The sequence below is a fragment of the Ruegeria sp. HKCCA4633 genome (genome assembly GCF_013034605.1).
Classification (GTDB): Bacteria; Pseudomonadota; Alphaproteobacteria; order Rhodobacterales; family Rhodobacteraceae; genus Ruegeria.
Window position 1 is genome coordinate 38,933 of record NZ_WQGJ01000011.1, and the last position, 20,565, is coordinate 59,497.

Here is a 20,565-nt window from a genome sequence, read left to right on the forward strand (position 1 = left end):
CCTCTCAATGACCAAGATCACCCCTCAACCCGGCATTATGGACATCGCGCTCTATCAGGGCGGCCAGTCGCATGTGGCCGGGGTGGAACACGTGATCAAGCTGAGCTCGAACGAAAACCCGTTTGGGCCAAGCCCCAAGGCGATTGAAGCGGTACGCGACAGCGCGGCAACTTTGCATCGTTATCCCAGCACTGACCACGCAAGCCTGCGCGCAGCAATCGGCGCGCGCCACGGGCTGGACCCGGCGCGGATCATCTGCGGTGTCGGCAGTGACGAGGTGCTGCAATTCATCGCTCAGGCTTATGCGGGCCCGGGGGATGAGGTGATTTACACCGAGCACGGGTTCTCGATGTACCCAATCATCGCCCGCATGGCGGGTGCGACGCCGGTCATGGTAGCCGAGCGTGACCGCAAGGTGGATGTGGATGCCATTCTGTCTGCAGTGACGGGGCAAACGCGGATCGTGTTTGTCACCAACCCGGGCAACCCGACCTCAACCATGATCTCGAATGACGAACTGGAACGGCTTGCACAGGGTCTGCCTGACACCTGCTTGATAGTTCTGGACGGGGCCTATGCCGAGTTTGTGGACGGGTTCGACGGCGGTGCGTCGCTGGTCGATGCCCATGAGAATGTCATCATGACCCGTACATTTTCAAAAGTGTACGGGCTGGGTGGAATGCGGGTTGGCTGGGGCTATGCGCATCAATCGATCATCGACGTGCTGAACCGGGTACGCCAACCGTTCAACCTTTCACTGACTGCCTTGGCTGCGGCTGAGGCTGCGGTGAACGATGTCGAGTTTCTGTCCTTTTGCCAATCTGAAAACGCGCGTCTGCGTGTGTTTCTGGCGGATGAGCTGGACAAGGTCGATGTGCCCTCGGACCCGTCCTGTACCAACTTCATCCTCGCACGTTTCGCAGACAGGGCCGAGGCCGAAGCCTGCGACGACTACCTCAAATCGCAGGGTTTGATTGTCCGTCGTGTTGCAGGCTACAACCTGCCAAACGCCCTGCGGATTACCGTGGGCGACGAAGAAGCCTGCCGCCGTGTCGTTGCGGCGATTACTGCATTTAAGAAGGGCGCAGCATGAGCCAGATATACGACCGTGTTGCGCTTATCGGGCTGGGCCTGATTGCTTCGTCCATGTTCTGGGCGATCAAACGGGCAGGGCTGGCCGGGGAAGTCACGGGTTATGCCCGGTCCGAGGCCACTCGGGACACCGCGCGCAGAATAGGGCTGTGCGACCGCGTTTGCGATACCGCGCAAGAAGCCGTTGAGGGCGCCGATCTGGTTGTCCTCTGTGTCCCGGTCGGGGCGATGGGGGCTGTCGCAGAAGAGATTGCACCCGTTTTGAAATCCGGCGCGACGGTGTCGGATGTCGGTTCGGTCAAGCGCAACGTGATCGACGCTGTGCAGCCGCACATCCCCGAAACCGTGCATTTTATCCCGGCACACCCGTTGGCAGGTACCGAACATTCCGGCCCGGAATCTGGTTTTGCAGAACTGTTTGACAACCGCTGGTGCCTGTTGGTCCCGGTCGAGAACTCGGACCCCGAGGCGATTGCCCGCCTACGTGCGTTGTGGGAAGGCATGGGGTCAAACGTCGATGAGATGGATGCAGATCACCATGATCTGGTGTTGGCCGTGACCTCTCATGCGCCGCACCTGATTGCCTATACAATGGTTGGCGTGGCAGACGATCTGCGACGCGTAACCGACAGTGAGGTCATAAAATATTCGGCCGCCGGTTTCCGGGACTTCACCCGCATCGCAGCATCCGACCCGACCATGTGGCGGGATGTTTTCCTGTCCAACAAGGATGCCACGCTGGAAATTCTGGGCCGCTTCACCGAAGAGCTGTTTGCCCTGCAACGCGCCATCCGAACCGGTGACGGAGAACATTTGTTTGACTACTTTACCCGGACGCGTGCTATTCGTCGCGGCATTATCGATGCGGGGCAGGATACGGATGCTCCGGATTTTGGGCGCGGGAAGTCAAGTACATGAAGCTAAGCTGGGGGCACGTTCTGATCGGAGTCCTGGCCTTAACGGCCATGACATCGCAGGCTGCGCCTCTGGATCGGTCCTTGGTGCCTTTGACGCGTCCGGCGTTGGGGCAGGTCGCGAAAACCGACGGTGCTCAACCAACATTGCGACCTGTATCACGCCCGGTTTCGCCACAGGTTACAGCTGCGGTGGTGCGTCCGTCGGAGGTGCCGCTTAGACCCTTGATGCGCCCCGAATGGCTGGAACAAGAGGTGCTGTTCAAGAAGCGCAAGCTGCGCAAAAGCTCGGTCTGCGGTGATATTGCCATTCAGGGCAAGCCAGTGGGTCGGGTCGGAAGCAAGAATTCAGCTTGTGGCGTCAAAGACGCAGTGCAGATCACTTCTGTCTCGGGTGTGGCGCTCAGCCGTCCTTCGACCATGGACTGTGGCACCGCGATCGCACTGAACAAATGGGTTGATAAAACAGTCAAACCCACTTTTAAGCGCCGTGGCCCTGTGGTTGAGCTACAAGTGGCTGCCCATTACGCGTGCCGAACCCGCAACAACCGCAAGGGTGCTCGGATTTCCGAGCATGGCAAGGGTCGGGCAATTGACATCTCGGGGTTCACGATGGCCGATGGCGAGGTGGTGACAGTACTGAAAGGCTGGCGCAAGAACCCCTCGCAAAAGCAACTCAAGAAGATCTGGCGCGGCGCGTGCGGCCCGTTTGGCACCGTTCTGGGGCCGAATTCAGACCGCTATCACAAGGATCATTTCCATCTGGACACAGCCCGCTATCGCAGTGGCACTTACTGCCGCTAGCGCAAGATCAGGCGAGGGGCAGGCCCCAAGGGCAATGGTCCAAGTGCTACAAATCCGTCGCGTAAATTCAGCTGCAAGTCCAGTGCATTAGGGTTCCCCCCCAACCCAGCCATAAAGTTGAGCGCGCGCGTAACCGGATCTACGGCCTGATCGGGTAGGGCACCCGCCGCATTTGCCATGGCGATCATGTCCCGCCAGTTTTCTGCCTTGACCGCTATCTCTCCTGTTGGAATTCCTTGCTCATCCACATCCAATGCGCCGGTGGCGAATAACCTGAGCCCACCCCACTTGGCCTCGGCGAGCTTAAGGTCGATCCTGACCGGCTGAGGTCGACCCTGTTCCAGCGCGGACCGGTCCCAGGGTTTGCTGAAGGTCGCGACCATGTCCAGTTCAAGTGTGTCAAAAGCTTGCGGCAGCGAGGCGGCGGACTTCATCAGATCACGCAGCTCATCGCCAGGGGCAAATCCATCCACGCGCACAGCCATGTTATAGGCTTCGGGTGTGGCGGTTTGCTCCATCAGCAGTTCCAGGGTTCCACCCGCGGCCAAAGCCTGCGCGTTCTCGGTAATGGACCATGGGCCTGCGGTCAGTGCCATTTTTTCCAGAACCAACGCTACGCCCGGCCGCAACTGCAATTGCGCTTGCAACGCATCTGCTTCGATCGTTGCGGTCTGATCGAAATATGACAGGCGCTGCGGTGTATCGGCAAAGCGCAGGATCTGACGTCCGGGCCAGATCGCAGGGCTTTCGAACTCAATCCAGTCCGCGCTCCATGCGGTACCCGTTACCGGATCCGCTAGGGCGGGATTGTTCAGCCGTGTCATGTGATGGGTCGGGTAGCCCGCTGTCTCAACCTCCGAGAACTCCGCTTGCCAGCCCAGCTCCTGCTGTTGGTCGAACCAGCCGGTGATGGCATTGCGCAGCCCAAATCCGGCGATGAACCAATAGATGCTCCACAGAGCGGCTATAAAGATGAACACTCGTAATAGACGGCGCATGAGCTTTGGCCCTTTTTCCTGCCTCGGATTTGATGTTTATAGGCCGAAACAGGCAAGGACCAGTGCAATGACGATGTGGGTATTCGGATATGGATCGCTGCTGTGGAATCCGGGCTTTCCGGTGGCGCGCAGCGAACGCGCAACGTTGCACGGGTTTGCCCGATCCTTCTGCATGAGCTCGATCCACCACCGCGGGACCGAGGAAAAACCGGGTCTGGTGCTGGCGCTGGACGAGCAGGTAAACGCAAATTGCACGGGTTTGGCCCTGGCGGTTGAGGCTGGCCACGAAGAGCGTACCCTGCACGAATTGCGCGAACGCGAACTGATTTCGTCGGCCTATGTCGAGCGGATGCTGGATGTGCATCTGGAAACCGGAGACATCGTCAATGCCGTCACCTATGTGATCGATGCAGACCACGTCCAGTATTGCGGTGGGATGCCATTAGAGGATCAGGCCCAGATCATCGCCAACGCGATTGGTGGGCGCGGTCCCAACGACGAATACCTGTACAATACCGCCGAACATTTGGCCGAGATCGGTCTGCGCGACTCCGATCTTGAGTGGTTGGCGCAACGGGTGCGCAGCATCACCGCATAAACTCTTGGCGTAACCCGCGGAATTTCGCTAGATTCATCGCAGAGCAGGCAAAGACCGGGAACCACGCGCATGGCGCAGGCACATCAGGGCGCGAGACCCCATTTCTCGCATCCAACACGACAAATCCTGTTGATGTTGATGGCAATCGGCCTGTCCGGGCTGGGTGTGTTTCTGGCGCTGCCCTACGTGCTGCCGGTATTCTTCGCCAATCCGTATCTGAATGGCTTTATCCTGCTGGTATTCCTGATCGGCGTTTTTGCGTGTTTCTATCAGGTGACACAGCTGATTGGGTCTGTGCGCTGGATCGAAGCCTTTGTGGGGGGTGTTGTTCGAGAAGACGCCCGTACACCGCAGCTGTTGGCCCCTTTGGCATCACTATTGCGCGAGCGCGGTGCCCGGTCTCAGATCAGTTCTACCTCGACCAGATCCATTCTGGATTCCGTGGCGGAGCGGGTCGAGGAAGAGCGAGAAATTACCCGCTATATCACCAACGTCCTGATCTATTTGGGTCTTTTGGGCACATTCTTTGGTTTGGCGACAACCGTTCCGGCCATCGTTGACACCATCCGAAGCCTGAACCCGCAGGAGGGCGAAGAAGGTCTGGCCGTCTTCAACCGGCTGATGACCGGGCTTGAGGCACAGTTGCAGGGTATGGGTGTTGCGTTTGGTTCGTCCTTGCTGGGCTTGGCCGGGTCTCTGATCGTCGGTCTGCTCGAAGTGTTTGCCGGACACGGGCAGAACAGGTTTTATCGTGAACTCGAAGAATGGCTGTCTTCGATTACGCGCGTTGGCTTTGCAGGCGGTGAGGAAGGCGGAGCCGAGATCGCTGTGCTCGCGCCGGTCTTAGATGCCATGTCCGAACAGATGGACGCCCTGCAGGATTTGTTCTCAGCCCAGGAAAGTGATCGGGCAGAGGTTTCGGCTAAGCTAGGTCAACTGGTCGATGTGATCGGTGAGATGAACAATCGTCAGGCCAATAGCGAAAGTGTCACCTCGGCTTTGGAGCGTGTTGCGCTTGGGCAGGATGCGCTGCTGGATCACATGCGTGAACACGGCGCAGGTGAGGGTATCGACGCGGAAAGCCGAATGCGGCTTCGTTCAATGGACGTTCAGTTGCTGCGTATTCTCGAAGAGATTTCGGCGGGTCGACAGGAAAGCATGAACGAATTCCGTAAGGATATCGAACTTCTGGTCAAGGCACTGACTCTGCCGCGCGGCGCAGTACGCACCACGCCGGAAGGAGAGTAACCCATGGCGCTGTCCCGCCGCACCGGTCAACGGTTCCAGGGCTCGGTCTGGCCTGGATTCGTGGATGCGATGACGGGTCTGTTGATGGTGCTGACTTTTGTCCTGACCATCTTCATGGTGATCCAGTTCGTATTGCGCGAAACCATCTCGGGGCAAGAAGATGAACTGACCTCGTTGGCGGATGAAGTTGCGGCGCTTGCAGGTGCTTTGGGTCTGGAGGAGCGTGAGAACAGCCGCTTGCAGGCGCGACTTGGGGCGTTGAACACAACCTTATCGCAGGCCGAAGACGATCTGGCCCAGGCACAATCTCTGATCGCCTCGCTGACCACCGAGCGTGACCGACAGGCCGCGGCTTTGGATCAGGCGCAGACGAGGATCACAAATTTCGAAGCACAGGTTGCCGCCCTATTGGCCGAACAGGAACAGGCACTGGGCGATATCGCGGCGCTGGAGACGCAGCGTGAGCAATTGCTGACCGAGCAAGAGGCCCTGAACCTCGCTCTGGCCCAAAGCCGTGAAGAAATTGATGCGCAAACCGAAGCCGCCCGGCTGGCGGCCGCCCGCCGTGAGGCGCTGGAAGCACTGGTTGCCGATCTTGAGCAAAGTGGTGAGGAACGTGCCGCGCAAATCACGTCCCTTGAACAGCAACTGAGCGATGAAGAAGCCGCCCGCCTGGCCGAAGCCGCCGCCGCTGAGGCGTTGCGCAATCGCCTGCAAGATGCCGATGCGGAACTAACCGCCATGACGTTGGCATTGGAAGCGCAACGCCAAGAGGCCGAAGACACGTTGACCCTGCTGGCCGCCGCACAAGCCGCGCAGGCCGAACTGGAAAGCCGGTTCGGTGACGTGAATCCTGATGAGTTAAGGGCCCAGCTTGAAGCCGCTTTGCAGGCACAGACGCAAGCACAGGCAGATGCCGATGAACAACGAACGCTGGCTGAACAGCGTCAGGCGTTGCTGGCTTTGGCGGAATCGACGCTTTCGGATGAGAAAGAAATCTCGGCCGAGGCGCAGCGCGAAGCGGTATTGCTGAACCAACAAATCGCCGCCCTGCGCGGGCAGTTGGGGTCGTTACAGGCATTGCTCGACGATTTTGAAGAGCGGAATGAGGCCGCAGAGATTCAGATTCAAACTTTGGGGCAGGATCTGAACGCGGCGCTGGCCCGTGCCGCATCTGAAGAACGCCGCCGCCGCCTGTTGGAAGAAGCCGAACGCCTGCGCCTTGAGGCCGAGGCCGAGGCGTTGGCCGGTCAGAACGAGGAATTGGCGGCGCAAGCGGAAGACCTGCAACGTTATCGCTCGGAGTTCTTTGGCCGCTTGCGGGATGTTCTTGGCGATCAGGAAGGTGTGCGGATCGAAGGTGACCGGTTTGTGTTCTCGTCCGAAGTTCTGTTCCCGACAGGGTCGGCCGTGCTGTCCGCTGAAGGGCGGCAGGAGGTAGCCAAGGTCGCCAACATCCTGCGTAGCGTTGCCGCTGAGATTCCGACCGGTCTAAACTGGGTGATCCGCGTTGACGGTCACACCGACAACGTCCCGCTGGCCGGAAGTGGCCGATACCGCGACAACTGGGAACTCAGCCAGGGCCGTGCGTTGTCGGTTGTGCGTTACATGGTTGATGCGCTGGGCATCCCGCCGAACCGTCTGGCCGCCAACGGGTTTGGTGAGTTCCAGCCGGTCAATCCGGCTGACACGCCCGAAGCCCGTGCGCAGAATCGCCGGATCGAATTAAAACTGACCGAGCGTTGATCTTTTCGGTCACTGTCTGTGACGGGCCTTTATGAACGGATTTTAATCGTCAGCCAGATGAAATTCAGCCGATGCAACCTATGTCATAACCATAGGTTGATTGGAGCGGTTTGTGAGAGACAAGGCAACGGATGTACACATTGCAATTGATCACGCTTTGCGAGCGCCCTATCAGCGTGTGACCCTGTGCCAAACCCCACAGGGACGCAGTTTTTGGCTAAAGCGTGTCGAACGTTTCGCACCCCATCTCTGGCTGGTGAAGGGAAAGCCTGAAAACGCGTTTGATCGAGACCGGTCATCTCATCGGTTTTTGTGGAACTTCGGCGCGCCTGTCCCCAGAATTGTGGCTGAGAGCAAAGAGTACATCGCCGTCGAAGACGCCGGGGCCAGCCTGACCAGGCTTTGCGCAGATATGTCCATCACCATGGCAGAAAAACTCAGGGCGTGCCGGGCCGCTGGCCAAGCGCTTGCGCGGCTTCACGCGATGGGTTTCGCCCATGGACGCCCGGCATTTCGGGATATGTGCTGGGATGGGCGGCAGATGCGATTCATCGATTTTGAGTATTTTGTGCCCACGAAGGCCGGACGATTGCGCAAGGCCCGCGATTTGGGCATTGCGGTCCTGTCCGCCCTGACCCAAGGCCGCACCGCGCCACGTTATGCCTTTTGCATCCTTGCCGCTTACTATGAGGCTTGGGGCAGGAAGCCAAAGTCTTTGCCAGTGCTATTCCCGGTGCCGGTGCGAAGCGGTCAATCCCGCCTTCGCTAGAGACAGAAAACGGAACCTTTTCCGCGCAAGCACCTGACAGGTGCAATGTGCCTAACCTCTACCAAACTTAAAGCTTTGATCCGGTGTGCCCATGAAGCACCGAGGCACAAAGGGGTAATCCTGGGTCAGGAAATAGGCGTAGGTCCCGTTTGGATACTCTGCTGAAACTGTGACGGTTCCGTTGCATTGGTCCAAATGTCCTTGGCCCTCAACATATTCGTAATCTTCGTTGAAAGTGCCGTCATATCGCCCGTTCGGTTCGCGGCCACCCGGACTGTTTCCGGGCTTCAGGCGATAGGACGATTTCATTTCAGTCTCTTTCCCATCGACTGCACCGGTCATCGCATAGATCGGAAAACCATCAGCGGCGTATCCAACCAATGGTGAATGCTCTGAAGCTGACCATTCCAAAAGCTCGATCAGCCCGGTTGGTACGCCGTGATAGTGATACTTTCCGTTCGGCTGCACATGGGCATAATTGGCATCCAGTCCCAGGAAAATGGAGCCAACCAAAGCATTGTAGGACCATCCGGAGTTTGGGTCGCCATGCCAGAACTCGGCCGCCAGCGGGTCAAACGCGATCCCGTTAAGGGATACGCCAAAGTTCCACCCCGTGCGCAGAGGCGTGACCGTGCCCTTGGTCATGGGGGGGCTGTAAGCCTGAGCCTGACCTTCTGCGTTTCGATCTGATGCGGGTTGCCGCTGTTCGGAAACTGTCCGACCAGATGATCGGGAATTCCGTTACCCGTCACTTTGATCTTGCTACCTGTCTCCCTCACCGATGCGCTGTTTTCCCCGGGGTCCACAGTGGCCGGCACTAATCTGAGAGGCTCAGCGCTCGTTTCATCGTGGTAGCGAAACCTGTGCTGAGCCGTCGCAATGGCCGCGATTACCGAAACGGCAAAGGCAGTGGCCCACACAACTGAAGTCTTGCTCATGTATCCACCTCTGATTTTGATCGTAGAGGATTACACGCTGCAAAACCCCGGTTCCGTCGAAGTTGCTTTGAAACACCAGAAAAAACCCGGCGATTTATGTCGCCGGGTTTCGAAATTAAGATCAGTTTTCAGGTCAATCCGCCGTCAACAACGGAGGTTTGTCACCCGGAATGCGTCGCTGATCCGGGCCCAGAATCTCAAGATCCAGTTCGCCCTTTTTGACCGAGACACGAACCACACCACCCTTAGCCAGCTTACCGAACAGCAGTTCTTCGGCCAGAGGCTTCTTGATGTGTTCCTGAATGACGCGGCCAAGCGGACGCGCACCCATCTTATCGTCATAGCCCTTGTCAGCCAGCCATTCAGCGGCTTTGGGCGTCAGATCGATGGTCACGCCGCGATCCAACAGCTGTGCTTCAAGCTGTAGGACGAACTTCTCGACCACTTGCAAGATGACCTCTTTCGGAAGCGGCGCGAAAGAGATCACTGCATCCAGACGGTTACGGAATTCCGGTGTAAACGTACGCTCGATCGCGGCGGTATCTTCGCCCTCGCGACGGTCGCGTCCGAAACCGATGGCCGCTTTGGCCTGTTCCTGTGCGCCCGCGTTCGAGGTCATGATCAGAACCACGTTCCGGAAGTTCACCGTGCGTCCATTGTGATCCGTCAGCTCACCGTGGTCCATAACCTGCAACAGGATGTTGAACACATCAGGGTGGGCTTTCTCGATCTCATCAAGCAGCAGCACACAATGTGGATGCTGGTCGACACCGTCAGTCAGCAGACCGCCCTGATCAAACCCAACATAACCCGGAGGTGCACCGATCAGGCGGCTGACTGCGTGTTTCTCCATGTATTCCGACATGTCGAAGCGCAGCAGTTCTACGCCCAGCGTGTCCGCCAGTTGTTTCGCAACTTCGGTTTTACCCACACCTGTTGGACCCGCGAACAGGTAGTTGCCGATGGGCTTTTCAGGCTCACGCAGACCCGCACGGGCCAGCTTGATTGCACTGGACAGCGCCACAATGGCATCATCCTGACCAAAGACTACACGTTTGAGCGAGGTTTCGAGGTCCTTCAGAACCTCGGCATCGTCCTTGGTGACATTCTTGGGTGGGATGCGGGCGATCTTGGCAACAACTGCCTCAATCTCTTTAACCCCGATGGTTTTGCGGCGTTTGCTTTCGGCTACCAGATGCTGCGCCGCGCCCGCCTCATCTATCACGTCGATGGCTTTGTCGGGCAGCTTGCGATCGTTGATATAACGTGCCGAAAGCTCGACGGCGGTTTTGATCGCGTCGGCGGTATACTTGATCTCGTGATGCTCTTCGAAATAGGGTTTCAGGCCGCGCAAAATCTTGACGCTGTCCTCGACCGAAGGTTCATTCACGTCGATCTTCTGGAACCGGCGGCTCAGTGCGCGGTCTTTTTCGAAATGCTGACGAAACTCCTTGTAAGTGGTCGAACCCATGGTGCGCAGTTTGCCGCCCTGAAGCGCGGGCTTCAGCAGGTTCGAGGCATCCATCGCCCCGCCCGAAGTAGCTCCGGCACCGATCACGGTATGAATCTCGTCAATAAACAGTACGGCGTCGGGATGATCCTCCAACTCGGTGACAACCGCTTTCAAGCGCTCTTCGAAGTCACCGCGATAGCGGGTTCCGGCCAGCAGCGCGCCCATGTCCAGCGAATAGATAGTGGTATTGGCTAGCACATCAGGCGCTTCTCCGGCCACGATTTTGTGGGCCAGACCTTCTGCGATGGCGGTTTTGCCAACGCCCGGATCACCCACCAGCAGCGGGTTGTTCTTGCGGCGGCGGCACAGCACCTGGATGCAGCGTTCCACCTCATCCGAGCGCCCGATGAGCGGATCGACGTCTCCAGCACGCGACTTCGCGTTCAGATCGACGCAGTATTTCCCCAGCGCGCTTTCTTTTTGTTCGGTTTCGCCGGATGTGGTCTGTGCGTCTTCTTCCACCTGATCCGCACCCGAAACCGAGCGGCTTTCGCCAAAAGCGGGATCCTTGGCCACGCCATGGGCGATGAAATTGACCGCGTCGTAACGGGTCATGTCCTGTTCTTGCAGGAAATAGGCGGCATTGCTTTCGCGTTCTGCGAAAATGGCAACCAGTACGTTGGCGCCGGTCACTTCGGTCCGGCCCGAGCTTTGTACATGAATCGCGGCGCGCTGAATTACGCGCTGGAACGCAGCCGTTGGAACAGCTTCTGACCCGTCGATATCCGTGACCAGATTCGAAAGATCCTCGTCAATGAATTCCACCAAGGTGCTGCGCAGCTCGTCCAGATCGACGCTACACGCTTTCATGACGCGCACCGCATCGGGTTCTTCCAGAAGCGCCAGCAGCAGATGCTCTAGCGTTGCAAATTCATGACGCCGTTCATTCGCAGCCGCCAAGGCCGCGTGGATGGCTTGTTCCAGTGTGCTCGAGAATGAAGGCACGCGGGTGCTCCTCTGTCTTGGGTCAGAAGGGGGCGGGCTTGCGGCCGGAACCCCAATCCAACCATGTCCTCATACTATTAGAGTTTGGTTGATCGGCGTCCGGCTTCAAGGGTTTTCTTTCACTTGACAGTCACATTTGTTGTGACCGTGACCGTGAAGAGGGTCAAATAGGCATCAGAACCGGTCTTTTCTACCCCGGATTTCCGCAAAAACGGCCTCGGGACGCGCGCCTGTCATGCCTAAATGGGCTTGAATCGCCGGGTCAGCAGCCCTCAGAAACGGATTTGTTGCCTTTTCCAGCGCCAGAATCGACGGGACAGTGGCTTCTCCGGCGGCACGCGCCCGTTCAATATCCGCGATGCGCGCCTTCAGGTCAGGGTTGTCCGGATCAACGGTAATGGCAAATTTAGCGTTGGATTGTGTATATTCATGTCCAGAGCAGACCAAAGTGTCATCGGGCAGGGCGGCCAGTTTACTTAAAGATGCCCACATCTGGTCCGGTGTGCCCTCGAAAAGACGACCACAGCCCAGCGCCATGAGACTGTCGGCGGTAAATACCGCAGCACTTTGAGGCATGTAGTATGCGACATGCCCCACAGTGTGGCCGGATACATCCAGAACCTGAACTTGTTCCCCTCCGATTTCAAAGCTGTCGCCCTCGACCACCTGTAGATCCAGCGACGGCAAGCGATGGGCATCCGCCGCGGCTCCGACAACCTGTGCAGGGTGTTTTTCCAGAATGCCTGATAGCCCGTCGACGTGATCCCAGTGGTGATGGGTCAAAAGCACATGTGAAAGCGTCCATCCTTTATCATCCAGCGCCTGCAGAATCGGTGCAGCTTCGGGGGCGTCGATCAGCGCGGTCTGGCCGCTCGTGGCGTCGTGGGCCAGAAAGGCGTAATTGTCGCTCAGGCATGGGATTGTAACGATCTCAAGAGGCATGGCTTTTTGCCCTTTCATTGCTAGACTGCGCCCAGCTAAGCCGATTGACCGGATGTCCGCAATGCATCTTGATGTGCAGGATCTGAGGAACTTTTACTATCGAAGCACGTTGGGGCGTGCGGCGCAGGCGGCCATTCGCGGGCGTTTGATAGAGCTTTGGCCCGAGGCCAAGGGGCAGACAGTGGCCGGATTCGGCTTTGCTGTGCCGTTGTTGCGCCCGTACCTGGCAGATGCGCGCCGCGTCATCGGGCTGATGCCTGGCCCGCAGGGCGTCATGCCCTGGCCTGCGGGAATGCCCAATGTGTCTGTTCTGACCGAAGAAACGCTTTGGCCGATTGAAACCGGTCACGTGGACAAGCTTGTTGTGATGCATGGGCTGGAAACGTCAGAGAGGCCAAACCAGCTGTTGGATGAATGCTGGCGCGTTCTGGGGCCCGGCGGGCGGGCTGTATTTATTGTTCCCAACAGAGGCGGTCTGTGGTCACGGACGGACAAAACGCCATTTGGCTTTGGGCGACCCTATTCCGCCACACAGTTGGAAAACCAGCTCAAGGCGCATCACTTTCTGCCCGAAACGCATTGTTCGGCTCTGTATCGACCGCCCTCGTTTCGCCGTTTCTGGCTGAAATCCGGCGGCCTGATTGAAAAAACCGGGCAACGTATTCCGACCGTCATGGCTGGGGGTGTGCTGATGGTTGAGGTCAGCAAACACATTCGCCCGCCCAGCGGCAGCGTGACTAAAGATGCGGTTAAAAAACCGATCAAGGCGCTGGACGGTTTGTTGAAACCTGCGTGACAATCGCTGGCCTTCCGAAGCGATAAAATTGCGCGAAAAAAGTCACAGGAATCGCAAAAACCTGCATATTCGTAACATTTTTCAACTGAGCTGATGGGTTCAAACCGTCGCACTTGAGCTAAGTGCATGAAAATCAACACTTTGTGGATAATTCTGTTACCGCTATAGCGTATTGCTTGGTTGGATCACCTCTGCTACATCCCCGGTGATTTTGATCCCCGGCCTTCTGGACGGGGTTTCTTCACGCCCCCGGGGTAGCTGCCGCAACGCGAATTCGGGGCCCAAAATATCGGAAGGGTGGACGTGTCCGAACCAGCTTCGATTTCCACAGGCATCGCCGAGCGCTATGCCACCGCGATCTTCGAGATCGCAAAAGAGAACAAAGACCTCGCAGGTCTGGAAACCGGCATCAATGATCTGGCAGCAGCACTGGGCGACAGTGCCGAGTTGCACGACCTGATTGCCTCGCCGCTGGTTTCCCGCGCCGAACAGGAAGGTGCGATCACCGCGATTGCAGATAAGATGGGCCTGAACGCGATTCTGCGCAACACGTTGGGTCTGATGGCGCAGAAGCGCCGTTTGTTCGTCGTACCGCAGCTGGTGCAGGTTCTGCGCGACATGCTGGCAGACGAGCGTGGCGAAGTGACCGCAGATGTTGCCTCGGCCAAAGCGCTGACCAAGACGCAAATGGAAAAACTGTCCAAGACGCTGTCCGAGCGCGTGGGCAAGACCGTGACTATCAATGCGACCGTGGATGAAAGCCTCATCGGCGGTCTAGTCGTTAAAGTGGGCTCGAAGATGATCGACAGTTCGATCCGTTCGAAGCTGAACTCCCTACAGAATGCAATGAAAGAGGTCGGATAAATGGGAATCCAAGCTGCAGAGATTTCTGCAATCCTGAAGGACCAGATCAAGAATTTTGGTCAGGAAGCCGAAGTGGCCGAGATCGGCCGCGTGCTGAGCGTCGGTGACGGGATTGCCCGTGTATACGGCCTGGACAATGTGCAAGCCGGTGAGATGGTCGAATTTCCCGGTGGCATCATGGGTATGGCCCTGAACCTGGAAAGCGACAACGTTGGTGTCGTTATTTTCGGTTCCGACCGTGACATCAAAGAAGGTGACACTGTTAAGCGCACCAACTCGATCGTGGACGTTCCGATTGGTGACGAGCTGCTGGGCCGTGTCGTTGACGGTCTGGGCAACCCGCTGGACGGCAAAGGCCCGATCAATGCTTCCAAGCGTGGTGTTGCCGACGTCAAAGCGCCCGGCATCATCCCGCGTAAATCGGTGCACGAGCCGATGGCAACCGGCCTGAAATCGGTTGACGCGATGATCCCGATTGGCCGTGGCCAGCGGGAACTGATCATTGGTGACCGTCAGACCGGTAAAACCGCTGTGGCTCTGGACACCATCCTGAACCAGAAGGTTTACAACGACGCAGCAGGCGACGACGAGTCGAAGAAACTGTACTGTGTTTACGTCGCGGTTGGTCAAAAGCGTTCGACCGTTGCGCAGCTGGTGAAGAAACTGGAAGAGTCCGGCGCGATTGAATACTCGATCGTTGTGGCCGCGACCGCGTCCGACCCGGCACCGATGCAGTTCCTTGCACCTTACGCCGCGACCGCGATGGCTGAATACTTCCGTGACAACGGCCGCCACGCTCTGATCATCTATGATGACCTGTCGAAGCAGGCTGTGTCCTATCGTCAGATGTCCCTGTTGCTGCGTCGTCCGCCCGGACGTGAAGCTTACCCGGGTGACGTTTTCTACCTCCACTCGCGCCTGCTGGAACGTTCGGCGAAGCTGAACGAAGACTTTGGTGCAGGTTCGCTGACCGCTCTGCCGGTTATCGAAACTCAGGGTGGTGACGTTTCGGCGTTTATTCCGACCAACGTGATCTCGATCACTGACGGTCAGATCTTCCTGGAAACCGAACTGTTCTATCAGGGCATTCGTCCCGCTGTGAACACCGGTCTGTCGGTTTCGCGCGTGGGCTCGTCGGCCCAGACCAACGCGATGAAATCGGTTGCTGGCCCGGTTAAGCTGGAACTGGCTCAGTACCGTGAAATGGCGGCCTTTGCCCAGTTTGGTTCGGACCTCGACGCCGCAACTCAGCAGCTGCTGAACCGTGGTGCGCGTCTGACCGAGCTGATGAAACAGCCGCAGTACTCGCCGCTGACCAACGCGGAAATCGTCTGCGTCATCTTCGCAGGTACCAACGGTTACCTCGACAAGATCGAAGTCACGGATGTTGGCCGCTATGAAGCCGGTCTTCTGGCACATCTGCGTGGCAAACATGCGGACCTGCTGAAGTGGCTCACCGACGAAGATCCGAAGATCAAGGGTGACGCGTCCGACAAGATCAAGGCAGCGATCGACGAATACGCCGCAACCTTCGCTTGATAGGAGGTTCCGATGCCTAGTCTGAAGGACCTTAAAAACAGGATCGAGTCGGTCAAATCGACCCGCAAGATCACCAAGGCCATGCAGATGGTCGCGGCTGCAAAACTGCGCCGCGCCCAGGAATCTGCCGAAGCCTCGCGTCCCTATGCTGAACGGTTCAATGCCGTGATGGCGGGGCTGGCGGCGTCGGTCGGGGGCAGCGACAGCGCCCCCAAGCTGCTCCGTGGTACGGGCAGTGATGATGTCCATCTGCTGGTTGTGATGACAGCTGAACGCGGCCTGTGTGGCGGCTTCAACGCGAACATCGCCAAGCTTGCCCGCGCCAAAGCGGAAGAGCTGCGCGGCAAAGGCAAGACGGTCAAAGTTCTGACCGTCGGCAAAAAAGGCCGCGACGCGCTTAAGCGTGATTTGGGCGATCTGTTCGTCGGACATGTGGACCTGAGCGAGGTCAAGCGTCTGGGGTATTCCAACGCGCAGGACATCGCAAAGGACATCCTGTCTCGTTTCGACGGGGGTGAGTTCGACGTTGCCACGATCTTCTATTCGAAGTTCGTCAACGTTGTGACCCAGATCCCGACGGCACAGCAGGTCATCCCCGCCTCGTTCGAGGACGAAGCGGCAGGTGACGACAGCGGTGCCATCTTCGATTACGAGCCCAGCGAAGAGGCCATTTTGGCCGATCTGCTGCCCAAGGGGGTTGCGACCGCGATCTTCTCGGCTCTGCTCGAAAACGGAGCGTCTGAACAGGGTGCACGGATGTCCGCGATGGACAACGCGACACGTAACGCGGGTGAAATGATCGACAAGCTGACGATCCAGTTCAACCGCTCGCGTCAGGCCGTGATCACCAACGAGCTGATTGAAATTATTTCCGGCGCCGAAGCGCTGTAAGAAAACCGGAGACGAAACATGGCGAATGCAAAAGGCAAAGTCACACAGATCATCGGGGCCGTCGTTGACGTGCAGTTCGATGACGCGCTGCCTGAAATTCTGAACGCGCTGGAAACCACCAACAACGGCAAGCGCTTGGTGTTGGAAGTTGCTCAGCACCTGGGTGAAAACACCGTACGTACCATCGCGATGGACGCGACCGAAGGTCTGGTCCGTGGCGAGGAAGTAACCGACACAGGCGCGCCGATCTCGGTGCCGGTTGGTAACGCCACCCTGGGTCGAATCCTGAACGTTGTTGGCGAGCCGATCGACGAGAAGGGCCCGGTTGAAGCATCTGAGGCCCGCGCGATCCACCAGCCTGCACCGACCTTCGACGAACAGTCGACTGAATCGGAAGTTCTGGTTACCGGCATCAAGGTTGTTGACCTGCTGGCCCCTTACGCCAAAGGCGGTAAGATCGGCCTGTTCGGCGGTGCCGGCGTTGGTAAAACCGTTCTGATCATGGAACTGATCAACAACATCGCAAAAGTGCACTCGGGCTTCTCGGTGTTCGCGGGTGTTGGTGAACGGACCCGTGAAGGGAACGATCTGTACCATGAGATGATCGAATCGAACGTTATCAAGCCGGACAACCTGTCGGAAAGCCAAGTGGCCCTGGTTTACGGTCAGATGAACGAACCTCCGGGTGCGCGTGCGCGTGTTGCTCTGACCGGTCTGACCCTGGCCGAGCAGTTCCGTGACCAGTCCGGTACCGACGTTCTGTTCTTCGTCGACAACATCTTCCGCTTCACACAGGCGGGTTCCGAGGTTTCGGCTCTGCTGGGCCGTATTCCTTCGGCGGTGGGCTACCAGCCGACACTGGCCACCGACATGGGCGCCCTGCAGGAACGCATCACCTCGACCAAGTCGGGCTCGATCACCTCGGTGCAGGCGATCTACGTGCCTGCGGACGACCTTACCGACCCTGCGCCGGCAACCTCGTTTGCGCACCTGGACGCGACCACCGTTCTTAACCGTGCGATCTCGGAAAAGGGTATTTACCCTGCGGTTGACCCGCTCGACTCGACCTCACGTCTGCTCGACCCAGCTATCGTTGGTGAAGAGCACTACAAGGTTGCGACCGACGTTCAGCAGATCCTCCAGCGCTACAAGTCGCTGCAGGACATCATCGCCATCCTCGGCATGGACGAACTGTCGGAAGAGGACAAACTGACCGTGGCCCGTGCCCGTAAGATCGAACGCTTCCTGTCGCAGCCGTTCGACGTGGCCGAAGTCTTCACCGGTTCGCCTGGCGTTCAGGTTCCTCTGGATGTGACCATCGCGTCGTTCAAAGCGGTTGTCGCTGGCGAATACGATCACCTGCCCGAAGCAGCCTTCCTGATGGTTGGCGGTATCGAAGAAGTGATCGCCAAAGCCGAGAAGATGGCAGCAGAAGCCGCCTAAGGAGTATCCCTGATGGCAAACACGATGCAATTCGACCTCGTCAGCCCCGAGCGGAGCCTTGCTTCGCTCGCGGCCACCGCGGTCCAGATTCCCGGCGCGGACGGGGACATGACGGCGATGCCCGACCATGCCCCCACCATCACCACGTTGCGCCCCGGTCTGCTGAAGGTTGAGGCACCTGAAGGGTCCAGCGAATACCTGGTCACCGGCGGGTTTGCCCAGATCAACGGCGACAGCCTTTCGGTTCTGGCCGAAAAGGCCATTCCGGTGGCCGAAGTAACCCGCGCGCATCTGGACGAGCTGATCGAAGACGCTCGCGCCTCGCACGAGGCAGCAAAGGGTGGCGATGATCAGACCATTGTCGACGATGCCGCCAAGCTGCTGGCCGACATGGAAGCGCTTGGGACACATATGAGCCTATAACCGGCTTATCCGTGAAAAATTTGAACGGCCTCGCTTTTGCGGGGCCGTTTTTTTGTCGTGCTTTTGCCGAATTGCCACGATAACTTGCGAGAATTCAAGAATAATGATGACAAAATGAAAAAGTTCCTTACCCATCCCATTGGCATTGATCAGAGCGAAGATGTGCTGTTTTCGGAGTTTGCCGAAGGCGGTGAGATGTGGACAGGGCAGGGTCCCAGGGAACGTCGCACGCCCATTCAGTTCAAAGAACCGTTTCGGACCCCGCCAACTGTTCAGATCGGAATCTCGCTATGGGATGTAGATACGTCTTCGGCGCTGCGGGCCGAGGTGCAGGCTGAAAACATCACCACCGAAGGGTTCGAAGCGGTGTTTCGCACATGGTCCGACACTCGTATCGCTCGCATCCGAGCAAGCTGGACCGCGATAGGAGAGGTCGCGCACCCGGATGACTGGAATATCTCCTGATCCGGGTTCAGACCATCGCGCTTTAAGGAAGCGCAGGTGTCAGTTTCCCTGCGCTTCGATCATGTCCACCCGCGTGGCGTGGCGACCGCCTTCGAACTCGGCACTCAGAAACGCATCAACGATGTCCAGCGCCTGACCTTCGCCGACAACGCGCGCGCCGATTGACAGCATGTTGGCGTTGTTGTGCTGGCGGATCATTCGGGCCGAAAAGGCGTCTGAACAAACGCCACAGCGAATGCCTGGCACTTTGTTTGCGGCCATCATGATGCCCTGGCCGGTGCCGCAGAGGATGATGCCCAAACCGCAATCACCGGATGCAACAGCTTCGGCCGCGGCTTTGCCATGCTTGGGGTAGTGGGTGCTTTCCGGTGTATTCGGGCCGATATCGACTACGTCCCAGCCTTGTTGCGCGATGTGTTTCGCCACAGCCTGGCGCAAATCGATCGCCGCGTGGTCACTGGACAGAACAATACGTTTGTTTGCGGACATCGGAGGTCACTTTCCTCTTTCGCGGATCCAAGCTCATGCTAGCGAGGGGCAAGCAGAACGGATCAGTGTTTCAAAAAGCAAAAGGGCGGCTTTTTTGGCCGCCCCTGGGAACTCAATCCATCTGGTACATGGATTCGTAGATCGGCGTAAGTGTCTTGTCTTCGAATAGCGAAGACACGCTGGTGCCGTTCCAGATGTTCAGGATTGCCTGAGTAAAAATTGGCGCGGTTGGCACGATGCGAATGTTTTTGGCCTGCGCAATCTCTTTGGTGGGTTGGATCGTGTCGGTCAGAACAAGCGACTTCATCACCGAATTGGTGACACGTTCAACCGCCGGGCCACTCATGACACCATGCGTGATGTAGGAGTGAACCTCTTTCGCGCCGTTATCCAGCAGGACCTGCGCCGCCTTGCAGAGTGTGCCAGCGGTATCACACATGTCGTCCACGATCAGACAGATCTTGTCTTTTACGTCACCGATCACCGTCATTTCGGCCACTTCACCCGCTTTCTCGCGGCGCTTGTCGACGATCGACAGCGGGGCATTGATCCGCTTGGCCAGTTCGCGGGCGCGGGCCACGCCGCCGACGTCTGGCGAAACAACCATGATCTCGTCCATGTTGTTCTTGAACTGATGCTTCACATCCAGCGCAAAAATCGGCGAAGCATAGAGGTTGTCCACCGGGATATCAAAGAACCCCTGAATTTGTGCTGCGTGCAGGTCCATTGTCAGGACGCGTTCGATCCCAGCACCTGTCAGCATGTTGGCAACAAGCTTGGCGCTGATTGGTGTCCGGGCCTTGGTGCGACGATCCTGACGGGCATAGCCGAAATAAGGGATCACGGCTGTGATCCTTTGTGCGGAAGAGCGGCGCAACGCATCGGCAATGATCAGCAGTTCCATCAGGTTATCATTTGCCGGGTTCGACGTCGGCTGGACGATGAACATGTCCTCGCCCCGGACGTTTTCGAACACTTCGACAAAGATCTCGCCGTCATTGAACCGCTCGACCCGCGCATCGACCAGACCCTGGTCAACGCCGCGATACAAGCTCATGCGGCGAGCGATGGATTCGGCAAGCGGAAGATTGGCGTTCCCAGCGATGAGCTTGGGTTCGTGGAGTGTCGGCATCGGCTGAGGTCCCCGG

General features: G+C 58.0%; 21 protein-coding genes. 14 read left to right on the forward strand and 7 right to left on the reverse strand.

All coding sequences use genetic code 11. The features are described from left to right. Positions 1–7 precede the first annotated feature (7 nt). The 3 genes from hisC to GOV85_RS19485 are packed head-to-tail and all read left to right on the forward strand — an operon-like array spanning position 8 to position 2,810. Positions 8–1,093 (forward strand): histidinol-phosphate transaminase, encoded by a 1,086-nt coding sequence (gene hisC / locus GOV85_RS19475; RefSeq protein WP_171181315.1) that lies wholly within the window; start codon positions 8–10, stop codon positions 1,091–1,093. After that, entirely contained in the window at positions 1,090–2,010 is a 921-nt protein-coding gene (locus GOV85_RS19480) for a prephenate/arogenate dehydrogenase family protein (protein ID WP_171181317.1), read from the forward strand. The genes hisC and GOV85_RS19480 overlap by 4 nt, the downstream gene beginning before the upstream one ends. Continuing rightward, positions 2,007–2,810: an extensin family protein gene (locus GOV85_RS19485; RefSeq protein WP_171181319.1), complete on the forward strand. Its 804-nt coding sequence runs from the start codon at positions 2,007–2,009 to the stop codon at positions 2,808–2,810. Before GOV85_RS19480 ends, GOV85_RS19485 begins: the two co-directional genes overlap by 4 nt. Here the strand turns inward: GOV85_RS19485 and GOV85_RS19490 are convergent. Further along, positions 2,807–3,808 (reverse strand): DUF2125 domain-containing protein, encoded by a 1,002-nt coding sequence (locus GOV85_RS19490; protein WP_171181321.1) that lies wholly within the window; start codon positions 3,806–3,808, stop codon positions 2,807–2,809. The genes GOV85_RS19485 and GOV85_RS19490 overlap by 4 nt on opposite strands. A gap of 67 nt (positions 3,809–3,875) precedes the next feature. Here GOV85_RS19490 and GOV85_RS19495 point away from each other — a divergent pair, with 67 nt between their 5' ends. From GOV85_RS19495 to GOV85_RS19510, 4 genes are all read left to right on the forward strand, one after another. Next, a complete protein-coding gene (locus GOV85_RS19495) occupies positions 3,876–4,406 on the forward strand; it encodes a gamma-glutamylcyclotransferase (RefSeq protein ID WP_171181333.1) in 531 nt (176 codons plus the stop codon). A 69-nt stretch (positions 4,407–4,475) separates the two neighbouring features. Then, positions 4,476–5,654, forward strand: a complete 1,179-nt coding sequence (locus GOV85_RS19500) for a biopolymer transporter ExbB (RefSeq protein WP_171181335.1) — start codon at positions 4,476–4,478, stop codon at positions 5,652–5,654. 3 nt (positions 5,655–5,657) lie between these two features. Beyond that, positions 5,658–7,400, forward strand: coding sequence for a peptidoglycan -binding protein (locus GOV85_RS19505; protein ID WP_171181337.1), 1,743 nt, complete (start codon positions 5,658–5,660; stop codon positions 7,398–7,400). A gap of 112 nt (positions 7,401–7,512) precedes the next feature. Then, on the forward strand, positions 7,513–8,169 hold the full coding sequence (locus GOV85_RS19510; protein WP_171181340.1) for a phosphotransferase: 657 nt from the start codon (positions 7,513–7,515) through the stop codon (positions 8,167–8,169). A gap of 51 nt (positions 8,170–8,220) precedes the next feature. Here GOV85_RS19510 and GOV85_RS19515 read toward each other — a convergent pair whose 3' ends face one another. The 4 genes from GOV85_RS19515 to gloB form a co-directional block, all read right to left on the reverse strand. Continuing rightward, on the reverse strand, positions 8,221–8,814 hold the full coding sequence (locus GOV85_RS19515) for a YHYH protein (RefSeq protein ID WP_171181342.1): 594 nt from the start codon (positions 8,812–8,814) through the stop codon (positions 8,221–8,223). Further along, complete coding sequence (locus tag GOV85_RS19520) at positions 8,811–9,107, reverse strand: hypothetical protein (protein ID WP_171181344.1); 297 nt, start codon at positions 9,105–9,107, stop codon at positions 8,811–8,813. The genes GOV85_RS19515 and GOV85_RS19520 overlap by 4 nt, the downstream gene beginning before the upstream one ends. A 133-nt stretch (positions 9,108–9,240) precedes the next feature. After that, positions 9,241–11,565, reverse strand: coding sequence for an ATP-dependent Clp protease ATP-binding subunit ClpA (gene clpA / locus GOV85_RS19525; RefSeq protein ID WP_171181346.1), 2,325 nt, complete (start codon positions 11,563–11,565; stop codon positions 9,241–9,243). Positions 11,566–11,739: 174 nt separating this feature from the next. Continuing rightward, complete coding sequence (gloB, locus tag GOV85_RS19530; protein WP_171181348.1) at positions 11,740–12,507, reverse strand: hydroxyacylglutathione hydrolase; 768 nt, start codon at positions 12,505–12,507, stop codon at positions 11,740–11,742. 61 nt (positions 12,508–12,568) lie between these two features. On the opposite strand from gloB, the gene GOV85_RS19535 reads away from it, so the two are divergent. The 7 genes from GOV85_RS19535 to GOV85_RS19565 all read left to right on the forward strand — a co-directional run bounded on the left by GOV85_RS19535 (position 12,569) and on the right by GOV85_RS19565 (position 18,928). Continuing rightward, on the forward strand, positions 12,569–13,303 hold the full coding sequence (locus tag GOV85_RS19535) for a class I SAM-dependent methyltransferase (protein WP_171181412.1): 735 nt from the start codon (positions 12,569–12,571) through the stop codon (positions 13,301–13,303). Between the two features lie 303 nt (positions 13,304–13,606). Next, positions 13,607–14,167: a F0F1 ATP synthase subunit delta gene (locus GOV85_RS19540; RefSeq protein ID WP_171181350.1), complete on the forward strand. Its 561-nt coding sequence runs from the start codon at positions 13,607–13,609 to the stop codon at positions 14,165–14,167. After that, positions 14,168–15,706, forward strand: a complete 1,539-nt coding sequence (atpA, locus tag GOV85_RS19545; protein ID WP_171181352.1) for a F0F1 ATP synthase subunit alpha — start codon at positions 14,168–14,170, stop codon at positions 15,704–15,706. A gap of 12 nt (positions 15,707–15,718) precedes the next feature. Further along, the gene (locus GOV85_RS19550; protein WP_171181354.1) at positions 15,719–16,597 is read left to right on the forward strand and encodes a F0F1 ATP synthase subunit gamma; all 879 of its coding nucleotides are present in this window, start codon (positions 15,719–15,721) and stop codon (positions 16,595–16,597) included. 18 nt (positions 16,598–16,615) lie between these two features. Then, complete coding sequence (gene atpD / locus GOV85_RS19555) at positions 16,616–18,040, forward strand: F0F1 ATP synthase subunit beta (RefSeq protein ID WP_171181356.1); 1,425 nt, start codon at positions 16,616–16,618, stop codon at positions 18,038–18,040. A 12-nt stretch (positions 18,041–18,052) separates the two neighbouring features. After that, on the forward strand, positions 18,053–18,463 hold the full coding sequence (locus tag GOV85_RS19560; RefSeq protein WP_171181359.1) for a F0F1 ATP synthase subunit epsilon: 411 nt from the start codon (positions 18,053–18,055) through the stop codon (positions 18,461–18,463). Between the two features lie 114 nt (positions 18,464–18,577). After that, complete coding sequence (locus GOV85_RS19565) at positions 18,578–18,928, forward strand: H-type lectin domain-containing protein (RefSeq protein ID WP_171181361.1); 351 nt, start codon at positions 18,578–18,580, stop codon at positions 18,926–18,928. Positions 18,929–18,967: 39 nt separating this feature from the next. Here GOV85_RS19565 and rpiB read toward each other — a convergent pair whose 3' ends face one another. Both rpiB and GOV85_RS19575 read right to left on the reverse strand, forming a co-directional pair. Next, positions 18,968–19,417 (reverse strand): ribose 5-phosphate isomerase B, encoded by a 450-nt coding sequence (gene rpiB / locus GOV85_RS19570; protein WP_171181363.1) that lies wholly within the window; start codon positions 19,415–19,417, stop codon positions 18,968–18,970. Positions 19,418–19,529: 112 nt separating this feature from the next. Beyond that, positions 19,530–20,549 (reverse strand): ribose-phosphate pyrophosphokinase, encoded by a 1,020-nt coding sequence (locus tag GOV85_RS19575; protein ID WP_171181365.1) that lies wholly within the window; start codon positions 20,547–20,549, stop codon positions 19,530–19,532. Positions 20,550–20,565 lie beyond the last annotated feature (16 nt).

Bases quoted from the DNA above. Each gene is read 5' to 3' on its own strand.
- GOV85_RS19480 (WP_171181317.1), top strand. From the start codon at position 1,090: ATGAGCCAGATATACGACCGTGTTGCGCTTATCGGGCTGGGCCTGATT.
- GOV85_RS19500 (WP_171181335.1), top strand. From the start codon at position 4,476: ATGGCGCAGGCACATCAGGGCGCGAGACCCCATTTCTCGCATCCAACA.
- atpA (WP_171181352.1), top strand. From the start codon at position 14,168: ATGGGAATCCAAGCTGCAGAGATTTCTGCAATCCTGAAGGACCAGATC.
- GOV85_RS19515 (WP_171181342.1), bottom strand. From the start codon at position 8,814: ATGACCAAGGGCACGGTCACGCCTCTGCGCACGGGGTGGAACTTTGGC.
- GOV85_RS19575 (WP_171181365.1), bottom strand. From the start codon at position 20,549: ATGCCGACACTCCACGAACCCAAGCTCATCGCTGGGAACGCCAATCTT.
- gloB (WP_171181348.1), bottom strand. From the start codon at position 12,507: ATGCCTCTTGAGATCGTTACAATCCCATGCCTGAGCGACAATTACGCC.
- GOV85_RS19520 (WP_171181344.1), bottom strand. From the start codon at position 9,107: ATGAGCAAGACTTCAGTTGTGTGGGCCACTGCCTTTGCCGTTTCGGTA.
- GOV85_RS19485 (WP_171181319.1), top strand. From the start codon at position 2,007: ATGAAGCTAAGCTGGGGGCACGTTCTGATCGGAGTCCTGGCCTTAACG.
- hisC (WP_171181315.1), top strand. From the start codon at position 8: ATGACCAAGATCACCCCTCAACCCGGCATTATGGACATCGCGCTCTAT.
- GOV85_RS19565 (WP_171181361.1), top strand. From the start codon at position 18,578: ATGAAAAAGTTCCTTACCCATCCCATTGGCATTGATCAGAGCGAAGAT.
- GOV85_RS19550 (WP_171181354.1), top strand. From the start codon at position 15,719: ATGCCTAGTCTGAAGGACCTTAAAAACAGGATCGAGTCGGTCAAATCG.
- GOV85_RS19490 (WP_171181321.1), bottom strand. From the start codon at position 3,808: ATGCGCCGTCTATTACGAGTGTTCATCTTTATAGCCGCTCTGTGGAGC.
- GOV85_RS19505 (WP_171181337.1), top strand. From the start codon at position 5,658: ATGGCGCTGTCCCGCCGCACCGGTCAACGGTTCCAGGGCTCGGTCTGG.
- GOV85_RS19535 (WP_171181412.1), top strand. From the start codon at position 12,569: ATGCATCTTGATGTGCAGGATCTGAGGAACTTTTACTATCGAAGCACG.
- rpiB (WP_171181363.1), bottom strand. From the start codon at position 19,417: ATGTCCGCAAACAAACGTATTGTTCTGTCCAGTGACCACGCGGCGATC.
- GOV85_RS19495 (WP_171181333.1), top strand. From the start codon at position 3,876: ATGACGATGTGGGTATTCGGATATGGATCGCTGCTGTGGAATCCGGGC.
- GOV85_RS19560 (WP_171181359.1), top strand. From the start codon at position 18,053: ATGGCAAACACGATGCAATTCGACCTCGTCAGCCCCGAGCGGAGCCTT.
- atpD (WP_171181356.1), top strand. From the start codon at position 16,616: ATGGCGAATGCAAAAGGCAAAGTCACACAGATCATCGGGGCCGTCGTT.